Origin of the sequence: Pseudenterobacter timonensis, from assembly GCF_900021175.1 — a bacterium.
Taxonomy (GTDB): Bacteria; Pseudomonadota; Gammaproteobacteria; order Enterobacterales; family Enterobacteriaceae; genus Enterobacter; species Enterobacter timonensis.
Map to the genome: position 1 here is coordinate 895,908 of NZ_FCOP01000013.1, position 26,991 is coordinate 922,898.

The 26,991-nt window shown below is 57.7% G+C and carries 25 protein-coding genes; 6 read left to right on the forward strand and 19 right to left on the reverse strand.

The window, feature by feature from the left end; translation table 11 throughout:
* Nucleotides 1-492: 492 nt before the first annotated feature.
* The gene (gene purL, locus BN3796_RS19520) at nucleotides 493-4,380 is read right to left on the reverse strand and encodes a phosphoribosylformylglycinamidine synthase (RefSeq protein ID WP_061710000.1); all 3,888 of its coding nucleotides are present in this window, start codon (nucleotides 4,378-4,380) and stop codon (nucleotides 493-495) included.
* Nucleotides 4,381-4,648: 268 nt separating this feature from the next.
* On the opposite strand from purL, the gene mltF reads away from it, so the two are divergent.
* Complete coding sequence (gene mltF, locus BN3796_RS19525; RefSeq protein WP_061710001.1) at nucleotides 4,649-6,199, forward strand: membrane-bound lytic murein transglycosylase MltF; 1,551 nt, start codon at nucleotides 4,649-4,651, stop codon at nucleotides 6,197-6,199.
* Here the strand turns inward: mltF and tadA are convergent.
* The 4 genes from tadA to murQ form a co-directional block, all read right to left on the reverse strand.
* On the reverse strand, nucleotides 6,087-6,593 hold the full coding sequence (gene tadA, locus BN3796_RS19530) for a tRNA adenosine(34) deaminase TadA (protein WP_061710002.1): 507 nt from the start codon (nucleotides 6,591-6,593) through the stop codon (nucleotides 6,087-6,089). The genes mltF and tadA overlap by 113 nt on opposite strands.
* 63 nt (nucleotides 6,594-6,656) lie before the next feature.
* A complete protein-coding gene (yfhb, locus tag BN3796_RS19535) occupies nucleotides 6,657-7,292 on the reverse strand; it encodes a phosphatidylglycerophosphatase C (protein WP_061710003.1) in 636 nt (211 codons plus the stop codon).
* A gap of 3 nt (nucleotides 7,293-7,295) precedes the next feature.
* The gene (locus tag BN3796_RS19540) at nucleotides 7,296-8,654 is read right to left on the reverse strand and encodes a PTS transporter subunit EIIC (protein WP_061710004.1); all 1,359 of its coding nucleotides are present in this window, start codon (nucleotides 8,652-8,654) and stop codon (nucleotides 7,296-7,298) included.
* Nucleotides 8,655-8,666: 12 nt separating this feature from the next.
* Complete coding sequence (gene murQ, locus BN3796_RS19545) at nucleotides 8,667-9,560, reverse strand: N-acetylmuramic acid 6-phosphate etherase (RefSeq protein ID WP_061710005.1); 894 nt, start codon at nucleotides 9,558-9,560, stop codon at nucleotides 8,667-8,669.
* A gap of 117 nt (nucleotides 9,561-9,677) precedes the next feature.
* Here murQ and BN3796_RS19550 point away from each other — a divergent pair, with 117 nt between their 5' ends.
* Together BN3796_RS19550 and BN3796_RS19555 are read left to right on the forward strand one after the other, a co-directional pair.
* Complete coding sequence (locus BN3796_RS19550; protein ID WP_061710006.1) at nucleotides 9,678-10,526, forward strand: MurR/RpiR family transcriptional regulator; 849 nt, start codon at nucleotides 9,678-9,680, stop codon at nucleotides 10,524-10,526.
* 56 nt (nucleotides 10,527-10,582) lie between these two features.
* Complete coding sequence (locus tag BN3796_RS19555; RefSeq protein WP_061710007.1) at nucleotides 10,583-10,843, forward strand: YfhL family 4Fe-4S dicluster ferredoxin; 261 nt, start codon at nucleotides 10,583-10,585, stop codon at nucleotides 10,841-10,843.
* Here the strand turns inward: BN3796_RS19555 and acpS are convergent.
* The 11 genes from acpS to rpoE all read right to left on the reverse strand — a co-directional run bounded on the left by acpS (nucleotide 10,840) and on the right by rpoE (nucleotide 20,159).
* Complete coding sequence (gene acpS / locus BN3796_RS19560; RefSeq protein ID WP_061710008.1) at nucleotides 10,840-11,220, reverse strand: holo-ACP synthase; 381 nt, start codon at nucleotides 11,218-11,220, stop codon at nucleotides 10,840-10,842. The two genes, BN3796_RS19555 and acpS, sit on opposite strands and share 4 nt — an antisense overlap.
* Complete coding sequence (pdxJ, locus tag BN3796_RS19565) at nucleotides 11,221-11,952, reverse strand: pyridoxine 5'-phosphate synthase (RefSeq protein WP_061710009.1); 732 nt, start codon at nucleotides 11,950-11,952, stop codon at nucleotides 11,221-11,223. It abuts the gene before it with no gap.
* A gap of 26 nt (nucleotides 11,953-11,978) precedes the next feature.
* A complete protein-coding gene (gene recO, locus BN3796_RS19570) occupies nucleotides 11,979-12,686 on the reverse strand; it encodes a DNA repair protein RecO (protein WP_061710010.1) in 708 nt (235 codons plus the stop codon).
* Nucleotides 12,687-12,697: 11 nt separating this feature from the next.
* Nucleotides 12,698-13,603, reverse strand: a complete 906-nt coding sequence (gene era, locus BN3796_RS19575; RefSeq protein ID WP_061710011.1) for a GTPase Era — start codon at nucleotides 13,601-13,603, stop codon at nucleotides 12,698-12,700.
* On the reverse strand, nucleotides 13,600-14,280 hold the full coding sequence (gene rnc, locus BN3796_RS19580) for a ribonuclease III (protein WP_061710012.1): 681 nt from the start codon (nucleotides 14,278-14,280) through the stop codon (nucleotides 13,600-13,602). Before rnc ends, era begins: the two co-directional genes overlap by 4 nt.
* Nucleotides 14,281-14,497: 217 nt before the next feature.
* Complete coding sequence (gene lepB, locus BN3796_RS19585; RefSeq protein WP_061710013.1) at nucleotides 14,498-15,472, reverse strand: signal peptidase I; 975 nt, start codon at nucleotides 15,470-15,472, stop codon at nucleotides 14,498-14,500.
* Between the two features lie 16 nt (nucleotides 15,473-15,488).
* Nucleotides 15,489-17,288 (reverse strand): translation elongation factor 4, encoded by a 1,800-nt coding sequence (gene lepA, locus BN3796_RS19590; protein WP_061710014.1) that lies wholly within the window; start codon nucleotides 17,286-17,288, stop codon nucleotides 15,489-15,491.
* A 184-nt stretch (nucleotides 17,289-17,472) separates the two neighbouring features.
* On the reverse strand, nucleotides 17,473-17,949 hold the full coding sequence (rseC, locus tag BN3796_RS19595) for a SoxR-reducing system protein RseC (protein WP_061710015.1): 477 nt from the start codon (nucleotides 17,947-17,949) through the stop codon (nucleotides 17,473-17,475).
* A complete protein-coding gene (rseB, locus tag BN3796_RS19600) occupies nucleotides 17,946-18,899 on the reverse strand; it encodes a sigma-E factor regulatory protein RseB (protein ID WP_061710016.1) in 954 nt (317 codons plus the stop codon). Before rseB ends, rseC begins: the two co-directional genes overlap by 4 nt.
* Nucleotides 18,899-19,552, reverse strand: coding sequence for an anti-sigma-E factor RseA (gene rseA, locus BN3796_RS19605; RefSeq protein WP_061710017.1), 654 nt, complete (start codon nucleotides 19,550-19,552; stop codon nucleotides 18,899-18,901). Before rseA ends, rseB begins: the two co-directional genes overlap by 1 nt.
* Before the next feature lie 31 nt (nucleotides 19,553-19,583).
* On the reverse strand, nucleotides 19,584-20,159 hold the full coding sequence (gene rpoE / locus BN3796_RS19610; protein ID WP_061710018.1) for an RNA polymerase sigma factor RpoE: 576 nt from the start codon (nucleotides 20,157-20,159) through the stop codon (nucleotides 19,584-19,586).
* Between the two features lie 424 nt (nucleotides 20,160-20,583).
* Between rpoE and nadB the strand changes: the two genes are divergently transcribed.
* Nucleotides 20,584-22,203, forward strand: coding sequence for an L-aspartate oxidase (gene nadB, locus BN3796_RS19615; protein ID WP_061710019.1), 1,620 nt, complete (start codon nucleotides 20,584-20,586; stop codon nucleotides 22,201-22,203).
* Here nadB and trmN read toward each other — a convergent pair.
* Nucleotides 22,188-22,925 (reverse strand): tRNA(1)(Val) (adenine(37)-N(6))-methyltransferase TrmN, encoded by a 738-nt coding sequence (gene trmN / locus BN3796_RS19620; RefSeq protein ID WP_061710020.1) that lies wholly within the window; start codon nucleotides 22,923-22,925, stop codon nucleotides 22,188-22,190. The genes nadB and trmN overlap by 16 nt on opposite strands.
* Nucleotides 22,926-23,057: 132 nt before the next feature.
* Here trmN and srmB point away from each other — a divergent pair, with 132 nt between their 5' ends.
* The gene (srmB, locus tag BN3796_RS19625; RefSeq protein WP_061710021.1) at nucleotides 23,058-24,389 is read left to right on the forward strand and encodes an ATP-dependent RNA helicase SrmB; all 1,332 of its coding nucleotides are present in this window, start codon (nucleotides 23,058-23,060) and stop codon (nucleotides 24,387-24,389) included.
* Between the two features lie 54 nt (nucleotides 24,390-24,443).
* Here srmB and grcA read toward each other — a convergent pair whose 3' ends face one another.
* A complete protein-coding gene (gene grcA / locus BN3796_RS19630; protein ID WP_061710022.1) occupies nucleotides 24,444-24,827 on the reverse strand; it encodes an autonomous glycyl radical cofactor GrcA in 384 nt (127 codons plus the stop codon).
* Between the two features lie 311 nt (nucleotides 24,828-25,138).
* Between grcA and ung the strand changes: the two genes are divergently transcribed.
* Nucleotides 25,139-25,828, forward strand: coding sequence for a uracil-DNA glycosylase (ung, locus tag BN3796_RS19635; protein ID WP_061710023.1), 690 nt, complete (start codon nucleotides 25,139-25,141; stop codon nucleotides 25,826-25,828).
* Nucleotides 25,829-25,867: 39 nt separating this feature from the next.
* Here ung and BN3796_RS19640 read toward each other — a convergent pair whose 3' ends face one another.
* Complete coding sequence (locus tag BN3796_RS19640) at nucleotides 25,868-26,956, reverse strand: tRNA/rRNA methyltransferase (RefSeq protein WP_061710024.1); 1,089 nt, start codon at nucleotides 26,954-26,956, stop codon at nucleotides 25,868-25,870.
* Between the last annotated feature and the right edge of the window lie 35 nt (nucleotides 26,957-26,991).

Genomic DNA, 26,991 nt, shown 5'->3' on the forward strand with positions numbered 1-26,991 from the left:
CAGATACAACAAAGCCGGGTAAAAACCCGGCTTTGTGATGAAATGAGGCGGTGCCTTACTCGACGTGTCGCCCGGGTTCTGATAAAGCAGCGCAATAATCAGCAGTTGGACGGCAGGCACCTGTTTGTGCGTCATTCGAAGTTTATGTAGCACGTCCCGAAGGGGCTGACATAAGAGGGTGAATGAGCCACTGCTTTATCTAATGCAACACACGTGCCAGCTTACAAAACTTACACTTAACTCTATGAAATATAAAAATTTAACCTTAAAACAACATTCATTAACGTGAGAATAATTTACAGCCAAAGTGTCGTCAAATGACAACACCTTAAATACAATTCATTTCATGATATAAAAATCAATCACTTAAATGTCTCCAAATGGAGACACCCATAACCCGGCGATGTCGCAAAACCCCGACACATTGGCGTGCGGAATATCACAAACGAAAAAAGCCCCCGCAGGGGCTTTTGATTTCATTCGCAGGTGGGATTAACCGAGCTGCTTGCGCGCGTTGCGGAAGAGACGCATCCACGGGCTGTCCTCGCCCCAGTTTTCCGGGTGCCAGGAGTTGCTTACGGTACGGAATACGCGTTCCGGGTGCGGCATCATAATGGTTACGCGCCCGCTTTCGCTGGTGACTGCCGTAATACCATTCGCCGAGCCGTTCGGGTTAGCCGGATAGCTTTGCGTCACCTTGCCAAAGTTGTCGACAAAACGCAGCGCTACCAGCCCCTTGCTCTCCAGCTCCGCCAGATGCGCGGCGTTGCGCATCTCAACCTGGCCTTCGCCGTGGGAGACAGCGACGGGCATCCGGGAGCCCACCATTCCCTGCAGCAGCAGCGACGGGCTTTGCGCGACTTCCACCAGGCTAAAACGTGCTTCAAAACGATCCGACTGGTTACGCACAAAACGCGGCCACAGCGTACTGCCCGGGATCAGCTCGCGCAGGTTGGACATCATCTGGCAACCGTTACAGACCCCCAGCGCCAGCGTCTGCGGACGATGGAAGAAGGTTTCGAACTCGTCGCGCACCCGGTTGTTAAACAGGATGGACTTCGCCCAGCCTTCGCCTGCCCCCAGCACGTCGCCGTAGGAGAAACCACCGCAGGCCACCAGCGCATGGAAATCGCCCAGGCCAGTGCGGCCAGCCAGCAGGTCGCTCATGTGTACATCGATAGCGTCAAAGCCCGCCCGGTGGAACGCCGCCGCCATCTCCACGTGGGAGTTGACCCCCTGTTCACGCAGCACCGCAACTTTCGGACGCGCGCCGGTCGCGATATAAGGCGCCGCCACGTCTTCATTGATATCGAAGCTGAGCGTCACGTTCAGGCCCGGATCGCTGTCGTTGGCTTTGGCCTCGTGCTCCTGGTCCGCACATGCCGGGTTGTCGCGCAGGCGCTGCATCTGCCAGGTGGTCTCTGCCCACCACATGCGCAGCGTGGTGCGGCTTTCGCTATATACCGCGTGGCCATTCGCTTCAATGACAAAGCGATCGCCCGCGACGGCTTTACCCAGATAGTGGACGCAGTCGCTAAGACCATGCTGCGCCAGGATCCCTTCGACGATTTCACGATCCGCCGCGCGCACCTGAATTACCGCGCCCAGCTCTTCGTTAAACAGCGCCGCCAGACGATCGTCGCCGAGGCGGGCAATATCCACTTCCACGCCGCAGTGGCCGGTAAAGGCCATTTCCGCCAGCGTCACCAGCAGGCCGCCGTCTCCGCGGTCGTGGTAGGCCAGCAGCTTACGCGCCGCCACCAGCGCCTGGATAGCGTCGTAAAAACCTTTCAGCTGCGCCACATCGCGGACATCCGCCGGTTTATCGCCAAGCTGACGGTAAACCTGCGCCAGCGCGGTGGCGCCCAGCTCGTTATGCCCTTTACCCAGGTCGATCAGCAGCAGGGCGTTATCCTCGGTGGAGAGTTGCGGCGTAACGGTGCTGCGCACATCCTCGACGCGGGCAAAGGCGGAGATCACCAGAGAAAGCGGCGAGGTCATCTCGCGCGACTCGCTCCCCTCCTGCCAGCGGGTTTTCATTGACATGGAATCTTTACCCACCGGGATGGTCAGACCCAGCGCCGGACAGAGCTCCTCGCCCACCGCTTTTACCGCCGCGTAGAGGCCCGCGTCTTCCCCCGGGTGGCCCGCCGCCGCCATCCAGTTGGCGGAGAGCTTAACGCGTTTGATGTCGCCGATCTGGGTGGCGGCGATGTTCGTCAGCGCTTCCCCCACTGCCAGACGGGCGGAGGCGGCAAAGTCCAGCAGCGCTACCGGCGCGCGTTCGCCCATCGCCATCGCTTCCCCGTAGTAGCTGTCGAGGCTGGCGGTGGTCACTGCGCAGTTCGCCACCGGGATCTGCCACGGCCCGACCATCTGGTCCCGCGCCACCATGCCGGTAACGGTACGGTCACCGATGGTGACGAGGAAGGTTTTTTCCGCCACGGCGGGCAGATGCAGCACCCGGTTTACCGCGTCGGCAAGGGAGATATTTTCCCGCGCCAGCGCTTTGCCCGCCGCCCTGCGGGTCGCGACGTCGCGGGTCATTTTCGGGGTTTTACCCAGCAGCACGTCCAGCGGCAGGTCGATCGGCTGGTTGTCAAAATGGGTGTCGTTCAGGGTGAGGTGCATCTCTTCGGTGGCTTCCCCGATGACCGCATACGGGGCGCGCTCGCGGCGGCACAGCTCGTCAAACAGCGGCAGCTGATCCGGCGCAACCGCCAGCACGTAGCGCTCCTGGGATTCGTTACACCAGATCTCCAGCGGGCTCATCCCCGGCTCGTCGCTCAGGATGTCACGCAGATTGAAACGACCGCCGCGCCCGCCGTCGCTCACCAGCTCCGGCATGGCGTTGGAAAGGCCGCCCGCGCCGACGTCGTGAATAAAGAGAATCGGGTTAGCGTCCCCCAGCTGCCAGCAGCGGTCGATTACCTCCTGGCAGCGGCGCTCCATCTCCGGGTTGTCGCGCTGGACCGAGGCAAAATCGAGGTCGGCATCTGACTGGCCGGAAGCCATAGAGGAGGCTGCGCCCCCGCCCAGGCCAATGTTCATCGCCGGGCCGCCAAGTACGATCAGCTTCGCGCCAACGACGATCTCCCCTTTCTGCACATGATCGGCGCGGATGTTGCCGATCCCGCCAGCCAGCATGATGGGCTTGTGGTAGCCGCGCAGCTCTTCGCCGTTGTGGCTGTCGACTTTCTCTTCATAGGTGCGGAAGTAGCCGTTCAGCGCCGGGCGACCAAATTCGTTGTTAAACGCCGCGCCGCCCAGCGGCCCGTCGGTCATAATGTCAAGCGCGCTGACGATGCGGTCCGGCTTGCCGAAATCCTCTTCCCACGGCTGCTCAAAGCCCGGGATACGCAGGTTCGAGACGGAGAAGCCCACCAGCCCCGCCTTCGGTTTGGCGCCGCGCCCGGTGGCGCCTTCGTCGCGGATCTCGCCACCGGAGCCGGTGGCAGCGCCCGGCCACGGCGAAATGGCGGTCGGGTGGTTATGGGTTTCAACTTTCATCAGAATATGCGCCGGCTCCTGATGGAAGTCGTAGCGGCCCGTCGCGTGGTCGGCAAAATAGCGCCCCACTTCTGAGCCTTCCATTACCGCCGCGTTATCTTTATAGGCAGAGAGGACATGGTCCGGCGTCTGCTCCATGGTGTTTTTGATCATTTTGAACAGCGACTTCGGCTGCTGTTCACCGTCAATCACCCAGTCGGCGTTAAAGATCTTGTGGCGGCAGTGCTCGGAGTTGGCCTGCGCAAACATGTAAAGCTCGATATCGTTCGGATTGCGGTTAAGCTTCACGAAGGCATCAAGCAGGTAGTCGATTTCATCTTCCGCCAGCGCCAGACCTAAACGCAGATTGGCGTCAACCAGCGCCTGCCGTCCTTGCCCCAGCACGTCCACGCTCTGTACCGGCGCGGGCTGATGATGAGAGAAAAGCTGCTGAGCCTCTTCAGGGGAGGCGAATACGCTCTCCATCATCCGATCGTGCAGTTCTGCGGCAACGGTCTGCCACTGCGCATCGGTCAGGGTTGAGGCTTCAACATAGTAAGCGACGCCGCGCTCAAGGCGGTTAATCTGGCTAAGGCCGCAGTTATGGGCGATATCGGTGGCTTTAGAAGACCAGGGGGAGATGGTGCCGGGGCGAGGCGTCACGAGGATCAGCTTGCCGGTAGGCGGGTGGCTGCTCAGGCTTGGACCATACCGGAGCAGGCGTTCGAGCTGTTCTCGCTGCTGCGCGTTCAGGGGGGCGTTCAGGTCAGCAAAATGGATATACTCAGCGTAAATATTGCTTACCGGAAGGTCGGCTGCCTGAAAGCGTGCCAGCAGTTTGTTGATACGGAAGGCGGACAATGCAGGCGAACCACGCAGAATTTCCATCATAAGTCTCTCGTCTTCGAAGCGCCTGAGGCGCTTACTGTGTGCGCAAGGGGGGAAAACGGGCGTCATTATAAAGAATCCCGGGCGGCGACGAAACCGTTTGCGTGGAAATAAAATCGGCTTTTGCATTCCACCATCGTTACTGCCGTTTGTTCTAATAAGTTGCCAACTGACGCAAGTTTACGCAAAATGCCGGTCAATCATGGACCCACCCTGGGTTAAAAAAGGCTAACGCACACCGGGGCATTGCACGGCGCAGAGAATTAATTCATTGAAAAAACTTAAAATTAATTATCTGCTTATTGGCATCGTGACCCTGCTGCTGGCAGCGGCTCTATGGCCTTCCGTCCCGTGGTTCAGCAAACCTGAGAACCGCATCGCCGCTATCCAGGAGCGCGGGGTGCTGCGCGTCAGCACCATCTACTCTCCTCTGACCTACACCCGCATCAACGACCAGACGCTCGGGCTCGATTACGAGCTGGCCCAGCATTTCGCTGACTACCTCGGGGTAAAGCTTCAAATTACCGTGCGGCAGAATATCAGCCAGCTTTTCGACGATCTCGATCATGGCCGCGCCGATCTGCTGGCGGCGGGACTGGTCTATAACAATGCGCGCAGCAACAATTATCAGGCGGGGCCGACCTACTATTCTGTTTCGCAGCAGCTGGTCTGGCGCGTCGGCGGTACGCGTCCGCGCTCGCTTGCCGACGTGAGTGAAGATGAACTGACCGTGGCGCCTGGCCACGTGGTCATCGACGATCTCCGGCGCCTCAAGGCGGAGAAATACCCTTCCCTCGGCTGGCGGGTGGATGAAAAGCTGGGCACGGCCAGTCTGCTTGAGCAGGTGCGGGATAAAAAAATCGCCTATACCATCGCCGACTCGGTGGCGGTGAATCTCTTCCAGCGCGTCCATCCTGAGATCGCCGTCGCGCTCGACGTCACCGACGAGCAGCCGGTCACCTGGTTCAGCCAGCAGGGAGAAGATCAGACGCTACAGGCGGCCCTGCTGGATTTCTACAGCGTGATTAATGAAGATGGCATTCTGGCGCGCCTGGAGGAGAAGTATCTCGGCCACGGCGAGGATTTTGACTATGTCGATACCCGCAGCTTTCTGCGGGCGGTGGATAGCGTTCTGCCTGAGCTCCAGCCGCTGTTTGAGAAATATGCCGAGAAGATCGACTGGCGGCTGCTGGCGGCCATCTCTTACCAGGAGTCGCACTGGGACGCGCAGGCCACCTCTCCCACCGGGGTTCGCGGGCTGATGATGCTGACCAAAAATACCGCCCTCAGTCTGGGGCTAACCGACAGAACCGACGCGGAGCAGAGCATTAGCGGCGGCGCGCGCTACCTGCAGGATATGATGGCGAAAGTCCCGGAGACGGTGCCGGAAGAGGAGCGTATCTGGTTTGCGCTGGCCGCTTACAATCTCGGCTATGCCCATATGCTCGACGCCCGGACGCTCACGGCTAAAACAAAGGGTAACCCGGACAGCTGGACCGACGTGAAGCAGCGCCTGCCGCTGCTCAGCCAAAAGCCCTGGTACAGCAAACTTACCTACGGCTACGCGCGCGGGCATGAAGCCTATGCCTACGTGGAGAATATCCGTAAGTATCATATAAGCCTGGTGGGGTATCTGCTGGAAAAAGAGAGAGAGGCGGCCAGAGCGGAGCAGCTGGCGCAGAGCTATCCGGTTGTCTCACCGGCGGAGATTACTCCTCCGCCTGCTTCCGTTCTGCCTTTTGCTGCTTTTTTTGCTGACGGCGCATACGAAAGAAGTCGCTCAGCAGACCCGAACATTCTTCTGCAAGCACGCCCCCAATAACGTTCACCTGGTGGTTCATGCCCGGGTGACCAAGCACATCCATCAGCGATCCCGCCGCGCCGGTCTTTTCATCGCGCGCCCCGTACACCAGGGTGGTGATGCGGCTATGCACCATTGCGCCGGAGCACATCACGCAAGGCTCAAGGGTAACGTAGAGCGTGGTCTCCAGCAGACGGTAGTTTTGCAGTACCATGCCGCCCTGTCGCAGCGCCATGATCTCCGCATGCGCGGTAGGATCGTGGCGGCCAATCGGACGGTTCCACCCCTCCCCGATCACCCGGTTATTGTGCACCAGCACCGCGCCCACCGGCACTTCACCTTCGTCCCAGGCGCGCTTCGCCAGCGTCAGGGCGTGACGCATCCAGTATTCATGATTGTGTTCGAGGTCGGACAAGAGAGGCTACTCCACTCATAAAAGCGGGCGGCATTATACACATCCCGACTGATATTCACACACTCATTCCAGCTGCTGTAGCTCACCTGAAGGTGTGACACGCCAGCGGTGCTGGCAGAAGTAGAGCAGGGGGTTATCCTGCTTGCTGTCGCTGTAGCCGCTGTAAAGACTCAGCGGCGCGCCGATCCGCTGTTCCAGTTGCACCACCTTTTCATGGCCCAGGCAGCGCATGGTTAATATCCACCCGCCGTATGCGCGGCCGATCTGGGTGGCGATAAGATTAACGCGCGGCAGCCACGGCGTATCGAAATAGACCTGCTCCACCAGCGGCTGGGGCGAACCGGTAATCAGCCAGATATCCGCGTCGTTGGCGTCCAGGTAGCTTGTGAGGCGATCCTGCACCACCGGAAACGCGTTTACATGGCTGCGAAACCAGCGGGCAAAATCACGTTCAAGCTGCCGCAGACGCGCCTCGCTGTGGCCGAAGGTGCAGCCCCACAGCAGAAGGCTCATCGGCCAGCGCGCCGCGCGGCCTTTGATTACCATTCCGAGGCCCACAACCGGCAACAGCGGCGCCACAACCAGCAGGTTCAGCGGCTGCCGGCGCAGCAGATAACGCATAAACGTGCCAAACATATCCTGTTGATGCAGGGTTCCATCCAGATCAAAAAAGACAACGCGACGCGCGGGGTTAGCCAAACCTTACTCCTCTGGGTCGTTAAATCCTAATAGCCAGGTAAAGATAAACCCGGCGATCACCGCTACCAGATAGCCTAACAGATAGAGCATAACTTTTCCGGTCACGATGGTTAATGCCAGCGGTAAACCGGAAATGCCAAAGGTAATGACCGTCGCTACTTTCCAGTAGCTAATCAGCGCCCCGCCTACCGCGCCGCCGAGACAGGCGCCGATAAACGGCTTGCCGAGCGGGAGAGTAACCCCAAAAATCAGCGGCTCGCCAATTCCCAGCAGGCCGACCGGTAGCGCCCCTTTAATCACCTTTTTCAGCCGCGCGTTGCGGGTTTTCATCAGTACCGCGATCGCCGCGCCGATTTGTCCGACGCCCGCCATCGCCAGAATTGGAAAGAGCGGATTAATACCGTGCGCCTGCACCAGCTCGACATGGATCGGCACCAGCCCCTGATGCAGACCGGTGAGCACCAGCGGTAAAAACGCCCCCGCAAGCACCGCCCCGACCAGCAGGCCACCGCGATCGATTGCCCATGAGGCGCCGTGAGCAATGGATTCTGAGATCCAGCCGCCCAGCGGCTGCAGGGCGATAATCGCAATGCCGCCGGCGATCAGCGTGGTCAACAGAGGGTTGAGGATCAGCTCAATCGAGCCGGGCAACAGGCTGCGCAGCTTCTTCTCGATCCAGCACATCAGCACAACCACCAGCAGAACGGCGATAACCCCGCCGCGACCGGGCTGAAGCGCCTCGCCGAAGAGGGTAATTTGCGCCAGCTGCGGGCTGGAGAGGATCCCCGCCATCACGCCGCCCATCGCCAGCGATCCGCCGAACACTTTGGCGGTATTCACCCCGACCAGAATATTCATGATGGCGAACACGGCGCTGCCAAAAATACCCAGCACCCCCAGCAGGTTTGGATAATGGTTAGCGAAATCACCCACGATATCCGGGCGCTTGAGAATATTGATAATCCCGGTAATCAGCCCCGAGGCGATAAAGGCGGGGATCAACGGGATAAAGACGTTAGCCAGCTGGCGCAGCGCGTCGCTCATGGGGGCTTTATATTTGGCTTTCGCCTGCGCCCTGACGCGCGCGGCGTCGTCGGGCGCGCCGCCCTCCCCCGCCATCTGCGCGCGCATGGCATCCACCACCTGCGCAGCTTTGCCGGGGCCGACGATCAGCTGGTGCTGCTGCCCCTGTTTGACATAGCCGCTGACCCCAGGCAGCTTTTTCAGCCGGGCAAGTTCGAGCCGCGTCTCATCCACCACCTCGACCCGCACCCGCGTCATGCAATTTTCCAGACGCAGAATATTCTCTTTCCCGCCAATCCCCAGAAGTATTTCGCTGGCGAGCGCTGCTGTTTTTTCCATACACGCCTCTGTTTAGTTTTGTAAGGCCGCTCGTAAGAAACCCTGATGCGCGTCCAGTCTGGCGCGCGCCGCCGCGGCATCCAGCCCGCTCAGAATCATCAGAATGGCCGGTTTCACGTCGTAATCAGTCTGCTGAAGCACCTTCTCCGCCTCGGTGCGGCTGGCGCCCGTCGCTTCCACCACCATACGGCAGGCGCGGTCCACCAGTTTGATGTTGGTCGCTTTCATATCCACCATCAGGTTCTGGTAGACCTTGCCAAACTTCACCATTGCGCCGGTGGAGATCATATTGAGCACCAGCTTTTGTGCAGTACCGGATTTGAGGCGGGTTGAGCCGGTTAACGCCTCCGGTCCGACGACGGGTGAGATGGCGATGGCCGCTACCTGCGCGATGGGCGAACCGGGGTTACAGGAGATCGCAACCGTGGTGCACCCCTTCGCGTTGGCGTACTCCAGCCCGCCGATGACGTAGGGCGTGCGTCCCGATGCCGCCAGCCCAACCACCAGATCCTGCGCGGTGAGATCCAGCGCCTTCAGATCATCCTCGCCCAGCTGTTTGTTATCCTCCGCCCCCTCAACCGCCTTCAGCAACGCCCCAGGCCCGCCGGCAATTAATCCCACGACCAGCCCATGCGGCACGCCGAAGGTGGGCGGACATTCAGAGGCATCCAGTACCCCCAGCCTGCCGCTGGTGCCCGCGCCCATGTAGATGATGCGCCCGCCCGCTTTTAACGCCGCCGCCGCCGCGTCCACGGCTTTCGCTACGTCGGGCAGCGTCTCTTTCACCGCCAGCGCGACCAGCGTATCCTGTTGATTGAACCGGCTGACCAGCTCCAGGGTGGAGAGCGCGTCCAGATCCATGGTCAGCGGATTGCGGCTTTCAGAAACTAACGAACCAAGATTCATCTTTTGTACCTCAAGAATTTTTAATTCATAATAACGGCAGCATAATGGAATAGAAAATTCATTAAGGCGAGTTAATACTGATTTGCAGCGGCAATCACATTTTCGCCAGGAGAACGTATGAACTGTTTGATTCGCATCCGCCAGCGTTACGCAGGCCTTGCCCGTAGCGATAAGAAGCTGGCCGATTTTTTGTTAGCGCAGCCCGACCGCGCGCGCCATTTAAGCTCTCAGCAGCTGGCGAGCGAGGCGGGGGTTAGCCAGTCGAGCGTGGTAAAGTTCGCCCAGAAGGTGGGCTTTAAGGGATTCCCGGCGCTGAAGCTGGCCATCAGTGAAGCGCTGGCGAGTAATCCGAATCCCCAGTCGATGCAGCTGCATAACCAGATCCGCGGCGACGATCCGATGCGCCTGGTGGGCGAAAAGCTAATCAAAGAGAACGTCACGGCGATGCACGCCACGCTGGATGTTAATAGCGAAGAGAAACTGCTGGAGAGCGTGGCGATGCTGCGTGCGGCGCGGCGTATCATCCTGACCGGCATCGGCGCCTCCGGGCTGGTGGCGCGTAACTTTGGCTGGAAGCTGAACAAAATTGGCCATCACGCGCTGGTGGAGCAGGATATGCACGCCCTGCTCTCTACCGTACAGGCGATGGATAAGGACGATCTGCTGCTGGCGATCTCCTATTCCGGCGAGCGCCGCGAGATCAATCTCGCCGCCGACGAGGCGCTGCGCGTGGGGGGGAAAATTCTCGCCATTACCGGCTTTACCCCCAACGCCCTGCAGCAGCGCGCCACCCGCTGCCTCTATACCATCGCCGAGGAGCAGGCGACGCGCAGCGCGGCGATCTCCTCCACCAGCGCACAGATGATGTTGACCGACTTACTCTTTATGGCGCTGGTGCAGCAGGATCTGGAACATGCCCCGGAGCGCATCCGTCACAGTGAGGCGCTGGTAAAAAAACTGGTCTGAACAGAGAATGAGCGTATAATGCCCGCCCTGTTTGTGTTGTTTCTGAGAATTTCCTGATGGCGCTGTTAATCACTAAAAAATGTATCAACTGCGATATGTGCGAGCCTGAATGCCCTAACGAGGCGATCTCCATGGGAGAGCATATCTATGAGATTAACAGCGACCGCTGCACCGAATGTATCGGCCATTATGAGACGCCGACCTGTCAGAAGGTGTGCCCTATCCCGAACACCATTCTGAAAGATCCGGCGCATCCGGAAAGCGAAGAGCAGCTCTGGGACAAGTTCGTGCTGATGCACCACGCCGACAAGCTTTAACTCTCGATGATGACCGTTGCGCAGGCGTAGTGACGCTCGTCCGCCAGCGTAACGTGGATGTGCGTTACCCCCAGCGTTTCGGCCAGCCGTTGCGCCTCTCCCCACAGTCTTAACCGGGGCTTGCCCAGCGCATCGTTAAAAACTTCAAACTGATTAAACGCCAGGCCGTTGCGGATGCCGGTCCCGAACGCTTTTGCCGCCGCCTCTTTGACGGCGAAGCGTTTCGCCAGGAAACGCACCGGCTGCTGGTGCGTTTCCCAGATGGACCACTCGTTGTCGCTCAGCACGCGTCGCGCCAGGCGATCGCCGCTGCGGGCGATCACCGCCTCAATGCGTTCGATTTCGACAATGTCGGTGCCCAGTCCCAGAATCGCCATTTACTTACGCGCTTCCAGCATCAGGCGTTTCATCTCCGCGACCGCCTCTTTCAGGCCGCTCATTACCGCCCGGCCAATAATGGCGTGGCCGATATTCAGCTCATGCATCTCCGGCAGCGCCGCAATCGCCTGGACGTTGTGGTAGGTCAGCCCGTGGCCCGCGTTGACCTTCAGGCCGAGGCTCGCCGCGTAGGTCGCCGCGCGGGCAATACGCGCCAGCTCGCTGGCCCGGGTCACGTCATCTTCGGCATCCGCGTAGCAGCCGGTGTGGATTTCGATAAAGGGGGCGCCTGCCTCTGCCGCCGCCTTGATCTGCGCTTCATCGGCATCAATGAAGAGCGAAACCAGAATCCCCGCATCAGCCAGGCGCTGGCAGGCGTCGCGCATCTTCTCGCGCTGCCCCGCCACGTCCAGACCACCTTCGGTGGTCACTTCCTGACGCTTTTCAGGCACCAGGCAGCAGAAATGCGGTTTCGTTTCGCAGGCGATCGCCAGCATCTCTTCGGTGACTGCCATCTCAAGGTTCATCCGGGTATCCAGCGTCTGGCGAAGAATGCGCACGTCGCGATCGGTGATGTGGCGGCGATCCTCGCGCAGATGCACGGTGATGCCATCAGCCCCCGCCTGTTCAGCGATAAACGCCGCCTGTACCGGGTCGGGATAGGCGGTGCCGCGTGCGTTGCGGAGAGTGGCAATATGGTCAATGTTGACGCCTAACAGTAATTCAGCCATGACAATCCTCTGGTTTTCATTGTTCGTTAACGCTTCGGCATAAACTGCCTGAATAATTCCCGGCTCTTTAGCGGCTTGCCGCCAAGATAGGGCTTAAGAGCCATGCGGGTAAAGCGTTTTGCGGCGCGCAGGGTATCGGCATCGGGAAACTCCCGCTCCGCCAGCGCCCGCAGCTGTCTGCCGGTAAAGGTGTTGTTATCGATGACGACGCTGGCGATAAAGCCTTTCTCTTCCCGGTAGCGGTAGGTCATGCCATCCTCCACCGGTTCGCCGGTGCCCGCGCAGTGCAGGTAGTCGATGCCGTAACCCAGATGCCCCAGCAGAGCCAGCTCAAAACGGCGCAGCACCGGCTCCGGCGAACCAGTCGCCCCAGCCAGTGCCTGGATACAGTGCAGATAATCGAAAAAGAGTTCAGAGAAGCGCGTCTCATGTTCAAGCACGCGGGAGAGCAGCTCGTTGACGTATAAGCCGCTATAGAGGGTAATACCGGAAAGGGGGAGCGCCAGAGAGACCGCTTCGGCGCTGCGCAGAGTTTTCACCTCTCCGCGTCCGCCAAAGCGAACCAGCAGCGGCGTGAAGGGCTGTAAGGCACCTTTCAGATTAGAACGTCTGGAGCGTGCGCCTTTTGCGACCAGACGCACGCGCCCCGACTCTTCCGTGAAGACGTCCAGCATAAGGCTGGTTTCGCTCCAGGGACGACTATGCAGGACAAATGCGCGCTGCCAGCCTTCCACGTAACGTTAACTCAGAGATCGTCTACATAACCGAGACTGCGCAGGGCGCGCTCGTCATCGGCCCAGCCGGATTTCACCTTCACCCAGAGTTCAAGATGAACCGGGGCTTCAAACATCTCCTGCATATCCTTACGCGCTTCGATGCCGATGGTTTTAATCTTGGCGCCTTTGTTGCCAATAACCATCTTCTTCTGCCCTTCACGCTCAACGAGAATCAGGCCGTTGATGTCGTAGCCGCCGCGCTCGTTGCTCTGGAAGCGTTCGATTTCAACGGTGACCGAATAGGGCAGTTCCGCCCCCAGGAAGCGCATCAGCTTTTCACGGATAATTTCCGAGGCCATAAAGCGCTGGGAGCGGTCGGTAATATAATCTTCCGGGAAGTGATGGATCGCTTCCGGCAGATGTTTACGCACGATACCGGCGATAGTATCGACGTTCAGCCCCGTTTCGGCAGAGATCGGCACGATATCCAGAAAATTCATCTGGCTTGCCAGGAACTGCAGGTGGGGGAGCAGGTCGGCTTTCTCCTGCACGTTATCCACTTTGTTGACGGCCAGGATCACCGGCACTTTTACATCGCGCAGCTTGTTAAGCACCATCTCGTCGTCCGGCGTCCAGCGGGTGCCTTCCACTACGAAGATCACCAGCTCCACGTCACCGATAGAGCTGCTCGCCGCCTTGTTCATCAGACGGTTAATGGCGCGTTTCTCTTCCATGTGCAGGCCTGGGGTGTCCACATAGATCGCCTGATAAGCGCCTTCCGTGTGGATCCCGACGATGCGGTGACGCGTGGTTTGCGCCTTACGCGACGTGATAGAGATTTTTTGTCCCAGCAGGTTATTCAGCAGGGTAGATTTGCCCACGTTCGGACGTCCGACGATGGCAACAAATCCGCAGTAGGTTTTATCAACGCTCATTCCAGCTCCAGTATTTTCAGCGCCTGTTCGGCGGCAGCCTGTTCCGCCTTGCGGCGGCTTGAACCTGTGCCAACCACCGGTTCACTCAGGCCGCTAACCTGGCAATGGATGGTAAATTCCTGATCGTGTGCTTCGCCACGAACCTGCACAACCAGATAGGAAGGCAGAGGAAGATGGCGACCCTGCAAATATTCCTGCAAACGGGTTTTCGGATCTTTTTGTTTATCGCCGGGACTGATTTCATCCAGACGTTTTTGATACCAGTTCAGAATTAACTGCTCTACCGTCTGGATATCGCTGTCAAGAAATACGCCGCCGATTAACGCTTCGACCGTATCTGCGAGAATAGATTCACGGCGGAACCCACCGCTTTTCAGCTCACCCGGCCCCAGGCGCAGGCATTCGCCCAGTTCAAATTCGCGTGCGATTTCAGCAAGGGTGTTGCCCCGAACCAGCGTAGCGCGCATGCGGCTCATATCACCTTCGTCCACCCGCGGGAAACGATGGTATAACGCATTCGCGATCACGAAGCTTAAAATGGAATCGCCTAAAAACTCGAGACGCTCATTGTGTTTGCTGCTGGCACTGCGATGAGTTAATGCCTGTTGCAACAACTCCTGATGATGAAAAGTGTAGCCCAGCTTCCGTTGAAGCCGATTAATTACGATGGGGTTCATGCGTTACCAATAAAATGAATGCGTCAACAATTCAGCACACGAAACCGACCTGAGGAGCCAACGCGGTTTCGTGTGCCGTGGCACTGAATCAGCGCCAGCCTTAAACTTCGGGGGGATATTCTATACACAACGACAGGGGATGTCGTTAGCAAGGTGAGATTTATCGCTGAAAAATTCACGTAACCACCTTTAAGGGTGGTTACGTGCAGGATTATGCTCAGTGGATCGCGCCAATACGGCTCAAACGAACCCCGGTCGGCCACTCCCCTTCCTGTTTTTCGAAACTCATCCAGATAGCGGTTGCTTTACCCACAAGGTTCGCTTCCGGCACAAAACCCCAGTAACGGCTGTCCGCGGAGTTGTCACGGTTATCACCCATCATAAAGTACTGGCCCGGCGGAACGATCCAGGTCGCCAGACGCTGGCCCGGCTGACGGTAATAGAGCCCCACCTGATCCTGCGCGATCGGCACCGTAAGGATGCGATGGGTCACATCGCCCAGCGTCTCTTTACGCTCCGCCAGACGAATACCGTTTTCTTTGGTTTCGCCTTCAGGCATCTGGAAGAACCCGCTGCTCGCTTCCCCGCCATTACTGCGGGCAAACGTCTGCACAAAGTCGCTCGGCTCCACGTTGGAGTAGGTAATCGGCAGAGCGTTATCGCATGCCGTACCGGAACTGCAGCCTGGCTGAACCGTTACCTGCTTCGCCACCGGATCGTAAGTGACTTTATCCCCCGGCAGCCCCACCGCGCGCTTGATATAGTCAAGACGCGGATCCTCTGGGTATTTAAAGACCACGATATCGCCACGTTTAGGGTGGCCCGTTTCGATTAAGGTCTTCTGGTAGATAGGATCTTTGATGCCGTAGGCAAATTTCTCCACCAGAATAAAGTCGCCAATCAGCAAGGTCGGCATCATGGAGCCTGACGGGATCTGGAAAGGCTCATAGATAAACGAACGGACGATAAGCACAATCGCCAGCACCGGAAAAACCGATGCGCCCGTCTCCAGCCAGCCCGGTTTAGGGCCGACTTTCTTAAGCGTCTTTTTATCCAGCTGACCTTCGGTGGCTGCCTGTGCGGCAGCCTGACGTTCCCGACGCTTTGGCGCAAAGATAAATTTATCCAGGCACCACAATATTCCAGTCACCAGGGTGGCGATAACCAGAATCAGGGCAAACATGTTCGCCATGCCAACTCCTTAGGGGTTATTTGCTCTCTTTGCCAACGTGCAGAATGGCAAGGAAAGCCTCCTGCGGCAGCTCAACGTTGCCGACCTGCTTCATGCGCTTCTTACCTTCTTTCTGCTTCTGCAGCAGCTTTTTCTTACGGCTCACGTCGCCGCCATAGCATTTCGCCAGGACGTTTTTACGCAGCTGTTTCACCGTAGAACGCGCAATGATGTGGTTGCCGATAGCCGCCTGAATCGCGATGTCAAACTGCTGACGCGGGATCAGTTCTTTCATCTTTTCAACCAGCTCGCGGCCACGGTATGGCGCGTTGTCGTTGTGGGTGATCAGCGCCAGCGCGTCGACGCGCTCGCCGTTAATCAGCACATCCACTCGCACCATGTTAGAAGCCTGGAAGCGTTTGAAGTTGTAATCCAGCGAAGCATAGCCGCGGGAGGTGGACTTCAGGCGATCGAAGAAGTCGAGCACGACCTCCGCCATCGGAATTTCATAGGTCAGCGCCACCTGGTTACCGTGGTAAACCATATTGGTCTGGACGCCACGTTTTTCGACGCAGAGAGTGATAACGTTGCCGAGATACTCCTGCGGCAGCAGCATGTGACATTCCGCGATAGGCTCGCGCAGCTCGTCGATGTTATTCAGCGGCGGCAGCTTGGAAGGGCTGTCGACGTAGATAACTTCTTTGTTAGTGGTCTGCACTTCGTAGACAACCGTCGGCGCGGTGGTGATCAGATCGAGATCGTATTCACGCTCCAGACGCTCCTGGATAATCTCCATGTGCAGCAGGCCGAGGAAGCCGCAGCGGAAGCCAAAGCCAAGCGCGGTAGAGCTTTCCGGCTCATAGAAGAGCGAGGCATCGTTCAGGCTCAGCTTGCCAAGGGCATCGCGGAAGTTCTCGTAGTCGTCAGAGCTGACCGGGAACAGGCCCGCATAAACCTGCGGCTTCACCTTCTTAAAGCCCGGCAGCGCTTTGTCCGCCGGATTACGGGCCGAGGTCAGGGTATCGCCCACCGGCGCGCCGAGGATATCTTTGATCGCGCAAACCAGCCAGCCTACCTCGCCGCAGTTCAGCTCGGTACGATCCAGCTGTTTTGGCGTGAAAATGCCAAGTCGGTCGGCGTTGTAGACCTGACCGGTGCTCATGACCTTGATTTTTTCGCCTTTGCGCAGGGTGCCGTTTTTGATACGCACCAGAGAGACCACGCCCAGGTAGTTATCGAACCAGGAGTCGATGATCAGCGCCTGCAACGGCGCGTCCGGATCGCCTTCCGGCGGCGGAATATCGCGTACCAGACGTTCCAGCACGTCGGTCACGCCCACGCCGGTTTTCGCCGAGCAGCGTACCGCGTCGGTTGCGTCGATGCCGACGATATCTTCAATCTCTTCCGCTACACGGTCAGGATCGGCTGCGGGCAGGTCGATTTTATTCAGTACCGGCACGACTTCGAGATCCATCTCCATGGCGGTATAGCAGTTTGCCAGCGTCTGCGCTTCCACGCCCTGGCCTGCATCCACCACCAGCAGCGCCCCTTCACAGGCCGCCAGGGAACGAGAGACTTCGTAAGAGAAGTCAACGTGGCCCGGCGTGTCGATAAAGTTCAGTTGATAGGTTTCGCCATCGGATGCTTTGAAGTCGAGCGTAACGCTCTGCGCTTTGATAGTGATACCGCGTTCGCGTTCCAGGTCCATGGAGTCCAGTACCTGGGCTGCCATTTCACGATCAGAAAGGCCACCGCAAATCTGGATAATACGGTCAGACAGCGTCGACTTACCGTGGTCGATGTGAGCAATGATCGAAAAGTTACGTATGTTCTTCATATAGTTAAATAATTATGCCTTACGAATTCCTGGAGGCCGCTGTACTTAGCCTGACGTATTTCAGTGCGAAAACGCAGCATTCTACACTACATCTTCGTCACCAGGAAATGCTCTTGAAGCCAGCTTCGGCGCGAAGGGAGCGCCTTTACGATACAAAGAGGCAGATAATGATTCACCCGGCGTTTTACCGGGCTTCAGATGAGAGTGATTCCACGCGGAGCTGATCGGGGGCAAGCGCTACGTTCAGGATAACCGGCTGCCAGGCTTCGCGAGCGGCAAGGCGCCGGGAGTAGCCGCGCGCCAGCAGGAAACCGCCAACGCCGCCTAACGCCGCGCCGCACATTGCGGCCAGATCGGTGCCAAATAGCATCTGGAAAAGACCGCCGAGCACGAATAGCCCCGCCAGAGGAGTGAGATAAACCAGCATGGCGGAACCCAGCAGGCTGCCTTCAGCAATCCCCAGTTCAACTTTTTGCCCTGCCACCAGCGGCTGCTCGCTGGGCACCTGGAGGGTGTGCGTGGTTTGCGGCCCGAGCTTGTTCAGAACGCGGCTGCCGCAGCCCGCGCGGGACGCGCAGCTGCCGCATGCGGCTTTTACGTCGCAGCTGACCAGCGCTACGCCGTTTTGCCACGAGACAACCGTAGCCCATTCTTTAATCATTGTGCGGCCCTGAATTTAATGCTGTCGGCAATGCGCTTCGCCGTCGGTGGCGGCAGCTCACCCACTATCGTGATCTCTGCATTATCGCGCACAGTGGTGCTCACCGTGCGACGGCCGGTACGCAGTATCTGATCCGTACTGTTGGCGGTGGCGCGGTTGATGTTCACGGAGAAGCTGAACAAACCGTCCGAGTAGAGACGCGACTCTACCGGCGTATCGATGGTCGGCAGCTGACGGCGGCTACTGGAGATTTCGCTGAACCCCTGCGGGATCCAGGATGGCGACCAGTTAAAATTGACGGCGTCACCCGGCGGAACGGAGAGCAGCGGCGGCAGGCTGGCCTTCGCCAGATTCTGCATGCTGTCGCCCACCTGATTGTTCACGGTGAAGGAGATGACCCGGAACTGTTCCAGGGTCTCCCCGTCGCGATCGAGCAGATCGACGCGCATCGGTAGCTTACTCTCCGCATCCATCCAGACGATATAGCTGTAGCGCGTGCCATCGCGGGCCACTACACGAATCACCTCGCACAGCCGGTCGGCAATACGGGTGCGGCCTACCGAGATGAAGTCATAATAGGGGGCGAGACGTTTAAAGTCGGTATAGACGAGCGAAGGGAGTGAATCGACGATGTAATCGCCATTCAGCGTGAACGGTTCCAGTCCCGGCTCAAAGTAGCTAATTTCATTGCCGCGCTGTACCACTTCCCGGCGCGGGCCATCCATTTGCAAAAGCTGGGCGAGCGGCTGGTTATCAAGACGAGCATGGCGATAGCGTAGCGATTCGACACTTTGCTTGTTGATACTGATAAATGCCAGCTCATAGTTGAGTGACTGGCTGGCCAGGTTCATCTGCTGCAACAACGCCCCGGACGAAAGATCAGCCGAGGCGTTGACAGAAAAGAACAGGCTACCCGCCATCAGAGACATGGCGCACCAAAGTTGCTTCATTACTGCGATTGCGTTCCTAAAGTTTGGTTACCTGGCACCTGTACAGCAGCCTGCTGCGTTTGCGCCTGCTCAAACTGAAGCTGCTCGGAGTGCAGGCGACGCTGCAGCTCATAATCCTGCAACATGGCGTTGATGCGACGGCGCTGCTCCTGAACCTGCTGCTGCTGTCCCGCGCCGCCCGTCGAGGCGTCCGCCGGTACGCCCAGGCTCACCGGGCTGGCTTTGCCCATCATCGGCAGCGTGTTAAACACCGGCGCTTCCGGTTGCTGGGTAGCTTCAGAATGGCTGTTATACTGCTGGACGCCAACGATAACTGCAAGCGATACGCAGGCAGCTACCCCCATTTGGGTGATCTGGCTGGCCCACGGGCGCACTTTTTTCCAGAACGGCATTTTCTGCCACTGGTGCGGTGCGGGCTGCGCTTCAGGAATCAGCGGCGTGGTTTGAGGAGCGGGTTCTTTCTCGATAGCCGCCATGACGCGGGCAGAAATATCGAAATGGAGCACGTCGCTCGTGTCACCCCGCAGGGTATCACGAATGAGATGATAGCTCTCCCAGCTCTTTTGCATCTCAGGAGAGTGAGACAGCTCGTTGAGCAGTTCACTGTCCAGCGTTTCACCATCCATTAAAGCGGAAAGTTTTTCTTTCTGCATGCCTCATACCTTTTCCAGTATCCCGCTATCGTCAACGCCTGATAAGCGGTTGAACTTTATTATCAATAGCTTCTCGCGCACGGAATATTCGTGACCGAACCGTACCGACCGGACAATCCATGATAGCGGCTATCTCTTCATAGCTCAGGCCATCCAGCTCCCGCAACGTGATTGCCATGCGTAAATCTTCCGGGAGCGACTCAATCGTGCGAAAAACTATTTGTCTCAGTTCGTCTGACAACATTAAGTTCTCAGGGTTCGAAATTTCTTTCAACGCGCCGCCGCTTTCGAAATTTTCAGCATCAATAGCGTCCACGTCGCTTGAAGGTGGACGGCGCCCCTGAGCTACTAAGTAATTTTTGGCGGTATTAACCGCAATGCGATATAGCCAGGTATAAAAAGCACTATCTCCCCGGAAAGAATCCAGCGCGCGATAGGCTTTAATAAAAGACTCTTGTGCCACGTCAGGGACATCGCCTGAGGGCACATAGCGGGAAACCAGACTCGCCACTTTATGCTGGTAGCGCACCACCAGTAAGTTAAACGCTTTCTGATCTCCCTTCTGGACCCGTTCAACCAGGACCTGGTCCGTTAACTGCTCGCTCATCCGAGGTAAAGTCTCCCCAAACCCAAATTCCACGCGTTTTCGAAACGCCACTCTTCAACACTGCATCGTGAGCAAGCAGGGAATTAGAGTGTCTGTTTTACATGAAGTTCCGTCACGCCTTTGTTTTTGTTCATCGTGTCGCAGACCGCTCGTTTTCTTTCATTATAAGTCTGTTAACGATACGCACCCAGTTTCTGCAAAGAAATGGCATTTTTACTGCCAGCAGAGTACCGCAACGCGGGTTTTATTTCACCACAAAATCTGACGCTAACGATCTGCTTCGCAAAATATTTTCGACTTTTTCCTGGCTTTTCAGCGCTTCCTGAGAGTTCAGGATGCGCAACACGATGCAAAAAAAAGGTGCGATTTATCGCATCACGATGCTATTCTGCGGCCACCGTGTTTAGTAAATTAAACAAAGATCATGACTACAGCTCCTGAATTGTCTTGTGATGTGCTGATTGTCGGCAGCGGTGCCGCCGGCCTCTCTCTGGCGCTGCGCCTGGCGGCCCATCAGAACGTGATTGTGCTCAGTAAAGGGCCGATGAGCGAGGGGTCAACCTTCTACGCTCAGGGTGGAATCGCTGCCGTATTTGATGAAACCGACAGCATAGCCTCGCACGTGGAAGATACGCTGATAGCGGGCGCAGGCATTGTCGATAAACAGGCGGCAGAGTTTGTCGCCAGCAACGCGCGGCACTGCGTCCAGTGGCTAATCGATCAGGGGGTATTGTTTGATACCCAGATCCAGCCTAACGGCGAAGCGGGCTACCATCTCACTCGTGAAGGGGGCCACAGCCATCGCCGTATCCTGCACGCGGCGGACGCCACCGGTAAAGAGGTGGAGACAACGCTGGTCAGCAAAGCCCTGAGCCATCCTAATATTCGGGTACTTGAACGCAGTAATGCAGTGGATCTGATTGTCTCTGACAAAATTGGGCTTCCCGGCACGCGTCGCGTAGTGGGAGCCTGGATCTGGAATCGCAATGAAGAGCGGGTAGAGACCTGCCGGGCGAAAGCGGTGGTGCTGGCCACGGGCGGCGCCTCTAAAGTCTATCAGTACACGACAAACCCCGATATCTCTTCGGGCGACGGTATCGCCATGGCCTGGCGGGCCGGTTGCCGCGTCGCGAATCTGGAGTTTAACCAGTTCCATCCTACCGCCCTCTTCCATCCTCAGGCGCGTAATTTCCTCCTTACCGAGGCGTTGCGTGGCGAAGGCGCTTACCTGAAACGTCCGGATGGCTCGCGCTTTATGCCGGATTTCGATCCGCGCGGCGAGCTTGCGCCACGCGACATCGTCGCCCGTGCGATCGACCATGAGATGAAACGCCTCGGCGTGGATTGTATGTATCTGGATATCAGCCACAAGCCGGCGGATTTCGTGCGTCACCACTTCCCGACGATTTATGAGAAGCTGCTGGGGCTGGGTATTGATTTAACCAAAGAGCCGGTACCGATTGTCCCGGCGGCGCACTACACCTGCGGCGGCGTGATGGTGGATGAGAGTGGGCGGACCGACGTCGACGGCCTTTACGCCATCGGCGAGGTAAGTTACACCGGACTACACGGCGCCAATCGCATGGCCTCCAACTCTCTACTGGAGTGCCTGGTTTACGGCTGGTCGGCGGCGGAAGATATTCTCAAGCGAATGCCTTACGCCCGGCATGCCGGGCTCCTGCCCGCGTGGGATGAAAGCCGTGTGGAGATCCCCGACGAGCTGGTGGTGATCCAGCACAACTGGCACGAACTGCGGCTTTTGATGTGGGACTATGTGGGCATCGTGCGGACCACAAAACGGCTGGAGCGCGCGCTGCGTCGTATTACGATGTTGCAGCAGGAGATTGACGAGTACTACGCGAACTTCCGCGTCTCAAACAATCTGCTGGAGCTGCGTAATCTGGTGCAGGTTGCGGAGCTGATTGTGCGCTGTGCCATGATGCGTAAGGAGAGCCGCGGACTGCACTACACGCTGGACTACCCGGAACAGCGTGCGGAATCGGGCCCGTCAGTGCTGTCGCCGCTGGCTCACATAAAGAGGTAAAACGGGCGGGTCAGCGCGGTGTAATCATCAGAATAGCGCTGATCGGCTCCCCGGATGACCAGTCGGTCGGTAAAGCTCTCCCCCTGATGCGGCGAGAGGGCCAGCAGGACGCGATGCGGCAGACGCCCTTCCGTCTCGGCGATATCGGTACGTAAACGGAGATGCCAGCCCATCTCCCGCGCCTGCTCAAGGAAGAGATCGCCTGTCTCTGTCGGCAAAACGACACAGAAAAAGCCCTCTTCGGAGATGAGGTTCGCTGCGCAGGTGAGTAATGCGTGGTGGGTCAGCGAGCCGGTGTAACGCGCCTTTTCCCGCTCGGTTGTTCCGCACGCCACGCCGGGTGCAAAATAAGGTGGGTTACTGACGATAAGATCGTAACGCCCCGTCTGCCCGGTGGCCCATGTCACCACATCCGCACAGATTACCTGAACACGCGCGGCCCACGGCGATTCAGCGACGTTTTCGGCAGCCTGCCCGGCCGCCTGCTCATCCAGTTCCACCGCGTCGATGGAGACCTGCTCTCCGGTGCGCTGCGCCAGCATCAAAGCCAGCAGTCCGCTGCCGCTGCCAATATCCAGAATGCGTTTTACACCTGCGACAGGCGACCAGGCGCCAAGTAAAATACCGTCAGTGCCAACTTTCATCGCACAGCGGTCATGGGCGACAAAAAACTGTTTAAACGTAAAGCCGTTGCGGCGCAGCAGCGTATTCGGGTGAGACATTGCAAAACAACCTTCTTAATGAAACCGGTGTAGCATAGGTGAAAGCGAAGTGGCGGAAAAGGGATATCCCTATAAAGAGATGAAGATTAGAGCCGTAACGTCTATAATCAGCGCCCCACACAGAGGTAGAACATGACTGTAACGACTTTTTCCGAACTTGAACTCGACGAAAGCCTGCTGGATGCACTCCAGAGTAAAGGCTTTACACGCCCGACCGCCATTCAGGCTGCGGCCATTCCGCCTGCGCTTGAGGGCCGCGATGTGCTCGGTTCTGCGCCAACCGGCACGGGTAAAACGGCGGCCTATCTGCTGCCTGCGTTGCAGCATCTGCTCGATTTTCCGCGTAAAAAATCTGGCCCGCCGCGCATTCTGATCCTCACCCCGACGCGCGAACTGGCGATGCAGGTTGCCGATCACGCCCGTGAACTGGCGGCTAATACCCATCTTGATATCGCCACCATCACCGGCGGCGTGGCCTATATGAACCACGCCGAGGTGTTTAGCGAGAATCAGGATATCGTTGTGGCGACGACGGGGCGTCTGCTGCAATACATAAAAGAAGAGAACTTCGACTGCCGCGCGGTTGAAACCCTGATCCTTGACGAAGCGGACCGTATGCTGGATATGGGCTTTGCCCAGGATATCGAACATATTGCGGGTGAGACGCGCTGGCGCAAACAGACCATGCTCTTCTCCGCCACGCTTGAAGGCGATGCGATTAAAGACTTTGCCGAGCGCCTGCTGGAAGATCCTGTTGAAGTCTCTGCCACGCCGTCGACCCGCGAGCGTAAAAAGATCCACCAGTGGTACTACCGCGCGGATAACTTCGAGCACAAGCTTGAACTGCTCAAACATCTGCTGAAGCAGGATGACGCCACCCGCTCTATCGTCTTTGTACGTAAACGCGAGCGCGTGCATGAACTGGCCGAGTTGCTGCGTAACGCCGGGATCCCGAACTGCTATCTGGAAGGCGAAATGGCGCAGGCGAAGCGCGTCGAGGGGATCAACCGCCTTACCGACGGCCGCGTGAAGGTATTGGTCGCCACCGACGTGGCTGCCCGCGGAATTGATATTCCTGACGTGAGCCATGTCTTTAACTTCGATATGCCGCGCAGCGGGGACACCTACCTGCACCGCATTGGTCGTACCGGTCGCGCCGGACGCAAGGGAACCGCCATTTCACTGGTCGAAGCGCACGATCACCTGCTGCTGCTGAAAGTGGGCCGCTACATTGAGGAGCCGCTGAAAGCCCGAGTGATTGACGAGCTGCGTCCGACCACACGTCCGCCAAGCGAAAAGATGACCGGCAAGCCGTCGAAAAAGGTTCTCGCCAAACGTGCCGAGAAGCAAAAAGCGAAGGAAAAAGAGAAACCGCGCGTTAAACAACGCCATCGCGATACCAAAAATATTGGTAAGCGACGCAAGCCAAGCGGCACTACGCCAGCTTCATCAAAAGACGAGTAAAAAAAAGCCGGGCTAAATGCCCGGCTTTTTTATTTCCAGCCCAATCGCTGAGGCTTACAGGCTTTCAGTGAAGGTACGTGCGATAACGTCGCGCTGCTGTTCCGGAGTCAGGGAGTTGAAACGAACCGCGTAGCCGGAAACGCGAATGGTCAGCTGCGGATATTTTTCCGGATGTTTAACCGCATCTTCCAGCGTTTCGCGACGCAGAACGTTAACGTTCAGGTGCTGACCGCCTTCCACACGCACTTCAGGTTTAACATCAACCGGGATTTCACGGTATTCGATATCGCCCAGCTTGCTGACCGGCACAATTTCATCTTCCGCAAAACCCGCTTTTGCCACTACACAGCGCGCTTCGCCTTTTTCGCTGTCCAGCAGCCAGAAAGAGTTAAGCAGGTCGTCGTTTGCAGCTTTAGTAATCTGGATACCTGTGATCATATGTTGCCTCCCTTAGGCTACAGTATTTGGTGTCGGCCTTCGCGGCCAATTGGTAAAACCATTGTTTCTTGTGTGTATATATAACAGTCGCCCACCCCACATTCATTGATTTAAATCAACAAAATCACCAACCACACAAAGAGTGTGGTCTGCATTTTTTGTTTCAGATCAATTTTAACCTGTGAGAAAAATAGCTTTTCAGGCGTAATTTTCATCCAGAATTGAGGCACTTAACCCTTCCTGACTGCAAATTTTGCGCCTGCGCCGTGACGGGTTAAGCTAGAAGGATACGAAAATCGCAGGAGAGCGAGATGACAACACCTTTAACCTGGCACGACGTGCTGGCCGATGAGAAAAAACAGCCCTATTTTATTAACACGCTGAATACGGTGGCCCAGGAGCGTGAGGCGGGCCAGACAATTTACCCGCCACAAAAAGATGTCTTTAACGCCTTTCGTTATACAGAACTCGCTGACGTTAAAGTGGTGATTCTGGGGCAGGATCCCTATCACGGCCCGGGTCAGGCACACGGTCTTGCTTTCTCTGTACGCCCGGGCGTGGCCATTCCCCCTTCTCTGCTCAATATGTATAAAGAGCTGGAAAAGAGCGTGCCCGGTTTTACCCGTCCGGATCATGGCTATCTGGAAAGCTGGGCGCGCCAGGGGGTGATGCTATTAAATACGGTATTAACCGTGCGTGCAGGACAGGCGCACTCCCATGCCAGCCTGGGCTGGGAAACTTTTACCGATAAGGTGATAGCGCTGATTAACGAGCACCGGGAAGGGGTGGTATTTCTGCTCTGGGGTTCACATGCGCAGAAAAAAGGGGCCATTATCGATCGCGAGCGTCACTATGTGCTGAAGGCGCCGCATCCGTCGCCCCTCTCCGCTCACCGCGGCTTTTTTGGCTGCGATCATTTTGCGCTCACTAATGCATGGCTGGAGCAGCACGGCGAGAAGCCGATAGACTGGATGCCGGTACTACCGGCGCAAAGCGAATAAAACAGCCCGGCAGCCTGTTGCCGCCGGGCACAGGCTGAATCAGGCCTTGTTCTGACGCCACCATTCGGCCAGAAGCACGCCGGTCGCCACGGAGACGTTAAGGCTTTCTACCTTGCCGGTACCGTCAATGGAGAGGCTAAGGTCGGCGGCAGAAAGCGCCGCGTCAGAGAGCCCGTCACGCTCCTGTCCCAGTACCAGCACCATTTTGCGCGGCAGCGTTGCTTTAGAGAGCGGCGTACCGGCGTGGCTGGATGTGGTGACGATGGTATAACCCGCCTCGCGGAACTGCTCGATTGCCTCCAGCACGCTGTCGCCGGTAATCGGCTGAACGTGTTCCGCCCCGCCTTCCGCGGTACGGATGGCTGCGCCGGATTCCAGCAGGGCGGCATCCTGCAGCAGCACCCCTTTCACGCCAAAGTGCGCGCAGCTGCGCATCATTGCACCCAGGTTATGTGGGTTGCCGACATCTTCCAGCGCCAGCACGCAGTCATCGGCCTCCGCCTGGCTGACCCACTGCTGAACGGTGGTGCCGTTACGTTTTTTAATCAGGAAGCAGACGCCGCCGTGATGCTCGGTGCCAGAAGCTTTAGTCAGCTCCGCATCGTCAACCACATGGTAAGCTTTACGGTTAGCCGCCATCCAGCGCAGCGCCTCTTTGAAACGCGGCGTTACGCTCTGGATAAACCAGGCGCGGACGATACATTCCGGGCGGCTCTGGAACAGCGCCTGACAGGCGTTTTCGCCATAGACGCGCGTCTCTTCGGCGCGCTGACGGCGCAGCACTTCTGGATCGATAAAGCTTTTACCGCTGATACCGCCGTGATCGGGCTTGATCGCCGCGTCGTCGCCCGGTGCGCGGGAGACGGTCCGCCACGGGGACGGGGAAGCGTCACGCTGAAACTCGTCGCGTGGACGGTCGCTACGGCGGCGATCGTCACGTTTGCGATCATCACCACGGCTATTTTTCTCATCGCGGGCGGGGCGACGGCCACCGTCTGCACGAGACGATCCCGGACGTCCGCCCCCTTTTCCGGTACGCGGATTTTGGGTGCGTTTATCAGAATCATCATCACTGCGGACATACATCACTTTGACCTTGCCGCTTTTATTTTTCAGTTCGTCGTTCATGCTTTTCTCCACCAGCGCTGCGCGAAGCGCGCAGA